Below are 5,185 nucleotides of genomic sequence, written 5' to 3' on the forward strand. Positions count from 1 at the left end.
GGTTGTTACTTCCCGATGCAAAACTTCCCGAAGATGTTAGCAAGCAAATCATCTGTTGTAATGGTACCGGTAAGCTCGCCTAGGTAATGAAGAGCCATCCTGATGTCTTGGGCCAAGAAATCGCCGGTGATACTCATTGAAAGGCCGTTTAGTACATCGTTTAAGGATTCGTTGGTTTTTACCAGAAGTTCGTAATGACGTAGGTTGGTAAGAACAGTGTCTCCCTGTTGGTTTTCAGAAGCGAGTTGAAAGAGCTTATCTTCTAATTCGGATATGCCCAGATTGTTTTTGGCCGAAATTAATAAATCCGATTGCTCTGCTATTTGCTCTGAAATATCAGCTTTGTTTTTAATCCAAAGCACCTTTTTGTCTTTGACCAACTCCTCAAATTGAAGGGCAAGAAAATCTCTTTCTGCTTTTTCGGCATAAAGGAAAAGGACGATTCTGGCTTTTTGAAGAGCATTTTTTGATTTCTCAATTCCAATAGTTTCCACTGTATCTATGGTCTCCCGAATACCGGCAGTGTCAATAAAACGAAACTTGATTCCTTTGACTACCATGATATCTTCAATGGCATCACGGGTGGTGCCGGCAATATCAGTGACAATGGCCTTTTCTTCTTTTAAAAGAGCATTGAGTAAGGTTGATTTACCCACATTAGGTTGCCCGATAATAGCTACCGGAATACCCTCTTTCAGCACATTTCCAGAATCGTATGATTCAATTAACGGAACCAAGGTATTTTGTAAATCCTGAATCAGCTTTTTCAGATCATCTCTATCCGCAAACTCCACATCTTCCTCACCAAAATCGAGCTCCAGCTCTACCATTGAAGCAAAATGAATGAGTTCTTCCCGAAGGTTTTTCAATTGAGATGAAAATCCACCGCGAAGCTGGTCTATGGCTAACTGATGAGAAGCAGCATTATCGGCTTCTATCAAATCGGCCACGGCTTCAGCCTGAACCAAATCAAATTGTCCATTTACGAAGGCTCTTTGAGTAAACTCTCCCGGTTTGGCCATTCTACAACCATTCCTCATCAAAAGCTTGAGAATTTCTTTGACGATGAATGGGCTACCATGGCAGGAAATCTCCGTGGAGTCTTCTTTAGTGAATGACCTGGGCGACTTAAAAACCGTAACCAGCACTTCATCAATGATCTTGTCTCCATCCTGAATAAGACCAAAATTAGCTGTATGTGACTCAGCTTTGGCTAGCAGTTTTCCTTTAAATATCGCATCTGTGGCTTCAATGGCTCCAAAACCAGAAACTCTGATAACTGCGATAGCTCCGATGCCCGGAGCAGTAGCTAATGCACAAATAGGTTCTTGCTGATGTATCATTTCGGCTGCAAGTTACGAAGCCGTTAAGATTTCTCGCAGAGTCCTGTGGAAAGACGGAAGACAAAAGACTTTTTAGAACAACTCTTCTTTCTTTTGGTTCCATTCACCTTTCTTTATTTTTTAACGCTCCAACTTCCCGGTTATCCAATTCCTCAACTCCAAAGTTCCCACGTTCACCTTCCCTCTTCTCCACAAATTCTTCCTATTTTTGGCAGCATTTTAACCCATCGCAGCCAAAGGCATTTATGCTCTTTAACTCTGTTCAGTTTGTTTTCTTCTTTATTGTAGTTTCCATTTTGTACTACATGCTTCGGCATCGTGGGCGGGTATGGTTGCTTCTACTGGCCAGCTGTTATTTTTACATGGCCTTTAAGCCGGTTTACATTCTCATTCTAGGGGTAACGATTCTGGTTGATTATTTCGCCGCTTTTTTGATTGACAAGGCTGAAGGGAAACGGCGAAAATGGTATTTAGGGTTAAGTCTTGTAGCGAATATTGGCTTTTTAGCGGCCTTTAAGTATTTCAATTTCATCAATCAAAACATTGGCTTTGCACTTGGCTTAATGGGTATTGAAAATCCAATTCCCAATTACCCCCTCGAGCTCCCCATTGGTCTCTCTTTTCATACTTTTCAGGCCATGAGCTACACAATTGAGGTGTATCGGAAAAACCAGAAACCGGAGAAGGATTTTATTATTTACTCACTCTATGTGATGTTTTATCCGCAGCTGGTGGCGGGGCCAATTGAGAGACCTCAAAATCTGTTGCACCAGTTTCATACCTATTTCAAATACAATTTTGAGAACATCAAACAAGGTTTAATCCGAATCGCCTGGGGGATGTTCAAGAAGGTAGTCATTGCCGACCGGCTCGCTTTGATGGTCGATTATGCTTATGCAAATCCAGCTGAGCAAAGCGGCTCAACACTGTTGGTCGCTACTCTATTTTATTCCTTTCAGATTTACTGCGATTTTTCAGGGTATTCAGATATCGCCATTGGAGCTGCACGTCTGATGGGCTTTAACCTGATGGAGAACTTTGATGTGCCTTATATTTCAAAATCCATTTCGGAGTTTTGGCGTAGGTGGCATATATCGCTGTCAACTTGGTTTAAAGATTATTTATATATACCACTCGGTGGGAGTCGAGTGGGTGAGTATCGGCATTACCTCAATTATTTCATCGTTTTCATGGTCAGTGGTCTTTGGCACGGAGCAGCCTGGACTTTCGTGATTTGGGGTTCTCTTCACGGTATTTATCTCATTTTGGCCATGATGCGAAAGAAGTATTTGAATATTGAATTGCCTTCAGGCTTTTGGGCAGACAAACTTCAGATATTGATCACCTTCAGTTTGGTTACTTTGAGTTGGGTGTTTTTCAGGGCAAGAGGTTTGAGTGATGCTAAAACTGTTCTGATAAGAATCTTTTCTCCGTCGACATATACAGGTTTGACAAGCCCTTTGAATAGTACTGAAATGTGGTTCTCAGTAGGATTGATTGGCCTTTTGATGCTCAAAGAAATCTATGTTAAACATATTGATACTCAGAAAACTCCAGTCTTTTATGTGAAGTTTGCCGCATTGTTAATTGCCTGCTACTTTCTGGGTGTCTTTACTACCAATCAGTTTATCTATTTTCAGTTTTGAGAATCGTGAAATACATAACACTTGTCTTCTTCGGGTTCCTCTGGTTTCTCGGCTGTTCGCCACAAACAGCTAATTGGATGGCAGATAAGGGTTTGGTCAAAGACGATTACCGCTACGGTGATTTATACCGGATGGCGAACTTGCCAAAGTTTAAATCTGAGAAACCCCAATGTGAAAATATCAAGCCTCAAAAAACTGATGGATTACATCTGGTGTTGGCAGGGGATAGCTTTACAGAAGATGGCAGAATGGCTGCTGATGATTTTGTGGTTGAGAAATTCAGCAAAATTAGGGTTGATCAGCAGACTTTTGTCGACTTATCCGATGACGATCAAAATGTCCTAATTATTGAAACAGTTGAGCGACATTTCAGAGAGCGATTTGGAGAGCAATGGCTGGGTGTTTCTTTTGAAAAAACGGTACAGAAAGAGTCAGGTTTGTTTGACTGGATTGTTGATTTAAAAATGCCATATTCCACAGAATTGCATAGCACAGTGCTTTTTGGTTACGATTTTACCATGAGAATCAGGGAGTGGAAAGCTTTATTAAATCAGAAGGTTTTTGAGCGAGTGGATGAAGGTGTGAAACTGAATGCTTCTGAGGAGCACCTTTTGTATCATTTACCTTCAAAAAAGGGAATAAGTTCTGCGTTTGACACCATAGGTGAAAAGGAAATTGACACTCTGGTTAGAAATGTCAATCAAACCAGTGAATATTATTTGTCAAAGGGTTTTGATAGAGTAGTATTGAGTATAATCCCTAATAAAACCAGTATTTTAGGCAGAGACCTCGGTGTTTATAACGAGTTGATCAGTCGAATCCAAAACCATCCCGATCTTGAGGCATTTGTTATTGATGTTTACACAGATTTCGAAAAGATGGGAGAGAAGGCTTATGCCTTAGGAGATACCCATTGGAGTTGTGAAGGGCAGTATTTATGGCTGGAAAAGGCCAATGAAGCTATTGTCTCTGACTTAATTGAGTTGCAATAAGTTTTCTACAAAAGCCCTTGTATTATGGTCTCTGTAATAGGCAGACCCATCGATTTTCCAGGAATCTGGCTCCTTGACAAAACTGCTGAAAAGCTCCTTTATCTGGTCAACTTTCAAGGGGTCAACTAATCTGCCCATTTCATATTTTTCAGTAAGCTCAGCTACAATTCCATAGTCAGAAACCAAAGATGGCTTATCATACTTGGCTGCCAGGCCTATAATTCCGCTGCTTGCGAAGAAATTAATGTTCATTCTTAAAACCAGATCACATTGTGAAAACAAAGCTTCCATTTCACAATTATCCACGAACTCATCAATATGAAACAGTTGAATTTCTGAGTTATGTTTTTCAATGGCCTCAAGCAATGTAGCCTCATAGTGCTCTGCAGTTTTACCAATGAGCATTAAACATATTTTTTCCTGTTCGGTTTTGGAGAGTTTCTCAATGGCTTTAAGAACATTAACCACGTTTTTACGCTCATCCATGTACCCGAAAATGAGAAAAATCAAGCGATCATCCTTTATAAGGTACTTATCCCGAATATTGGTCAGCTTATAACAGGGATAGTCAAAAACAGGATCAGCCAGGTAAGCGAATCGATCTCCCTCTCTTTCATTCATAAAATCCACCGTTTTCTGGTCGTTCAGAATGAAAATCTTTTTTAATCTGGAGTTTCTCAGTGATGATTTTAAAAGACCTTTTTTTTGAACTCTTCGGATATTGAACTTTACCTTTTCAAAAAGAGTCAAGCCGATTGCCTTTTGCCTGAAATAGGGTCTAAACCATATTCCTGAGATGTCGAAAGCAGTGTCTTTATCAAAACCGATAGCGGCCTGATAAAGGTCAAACTCCATTAATACCACCTTATGAATATCAAGCTGACCAGCTTTGACAGCGATGTATTGCCACTGTTCTTTATATTTCTTCAGCCCCGAATATTTATCAAACTTTGCCTGGTAGGATTTTCCGGGATAATGTACCTGGAATTTATTCGAGTCCGACTTTTTGAGTGGCTCATTTACCAGAAAATGGAACTCATGCTCGCTATCCGCATGATGAAGAGCCAGAAAATTCATCGTCTCCTGTACAAAACCCAACTTATGGCCATTGAGTGTGATATTGAGGTCGACGATCAAATAATTCATGAATTGGTCTTTGAGGGAAATTCGAAGGTACAAAAAAGCCTCTTTGAAAATTTTCAAA

The 5,185-nt window shown here is 40.3% G+C and carries 4 protein-coding genes; 2 read left to right on the plus strand and 2 right to left on the minus strand.

The annotated features are described in order from the left end of the window. Positions 1 to 5: 5 nt before the first annotated feature. Positions 6 to 1,343 (minus strand): tRNA uridine-5-carboxymethylaminomethyl(34) synthesis GTPase MnmE, encoded by a 1,338-nt coding sequence (gene mnmE / locus AFM12_RS19340; RefSeq protein ID WP_055152097.1) that lies wholly within the window; start codon positions 1,341 to 1,343, stop codon positions 6 to 8. A gap of 245 nt (positions 1,344 to 1,588) precedes the next feature. Between mnmE and AFM12_RS19345 the strand changes: the two genes are divergently transcribed. Both AFM12_RS19345 and AFM12_RS19350 read left to right on the plus strand, forming a co-directional pair. Next, positions 1,589 to 2,989, plus strand: coding sequence for an MBOAT family O-acyltransferase (locus AFM12_RS19345; RefSeq protein WP_055152100.1), 1,401 nt, complete (start codon positions 1,589 to 1,591; stop codon positions 2,987 to 2,989). Positions 2,990 to 2,994: 5 nt separating this feature from the next. Next, a complete protein-coding gene (locus AFM12_RS19350; RefSeq protein ID WP_157687493.1) occupies positions 2,995 to 3,981 on the plus strand; it encodes a hypothetical protein in 987 nt (328 codons plus the stop codon). Here the strand turns inward: AFM12_RS19350 and AFM12_RS19355 are convergent. Continuing rightward, positions 3,964 to 5,185: glycosyltransferase (locus tag AFM12_RS19355; protein ID WP_216598527.1), on the minus strand; the 1,222-nt coding region annotated here is incomplete at its 5' end. The two genes, AFM12_RS19350 and AFM12_RS19355, sit on opposite strands and share 18 nt — an antisense overlap.

The organism is Jiulongibacter sediminis (assembly GCF_001306455.1).
Classification (GTDB): domain Bacteria; phylum Bacteroidota; class Bacteroidia; order Cytophagales; family Spirosomataceae; genus Jiulongibacter; species Jiulongibacter sediminis.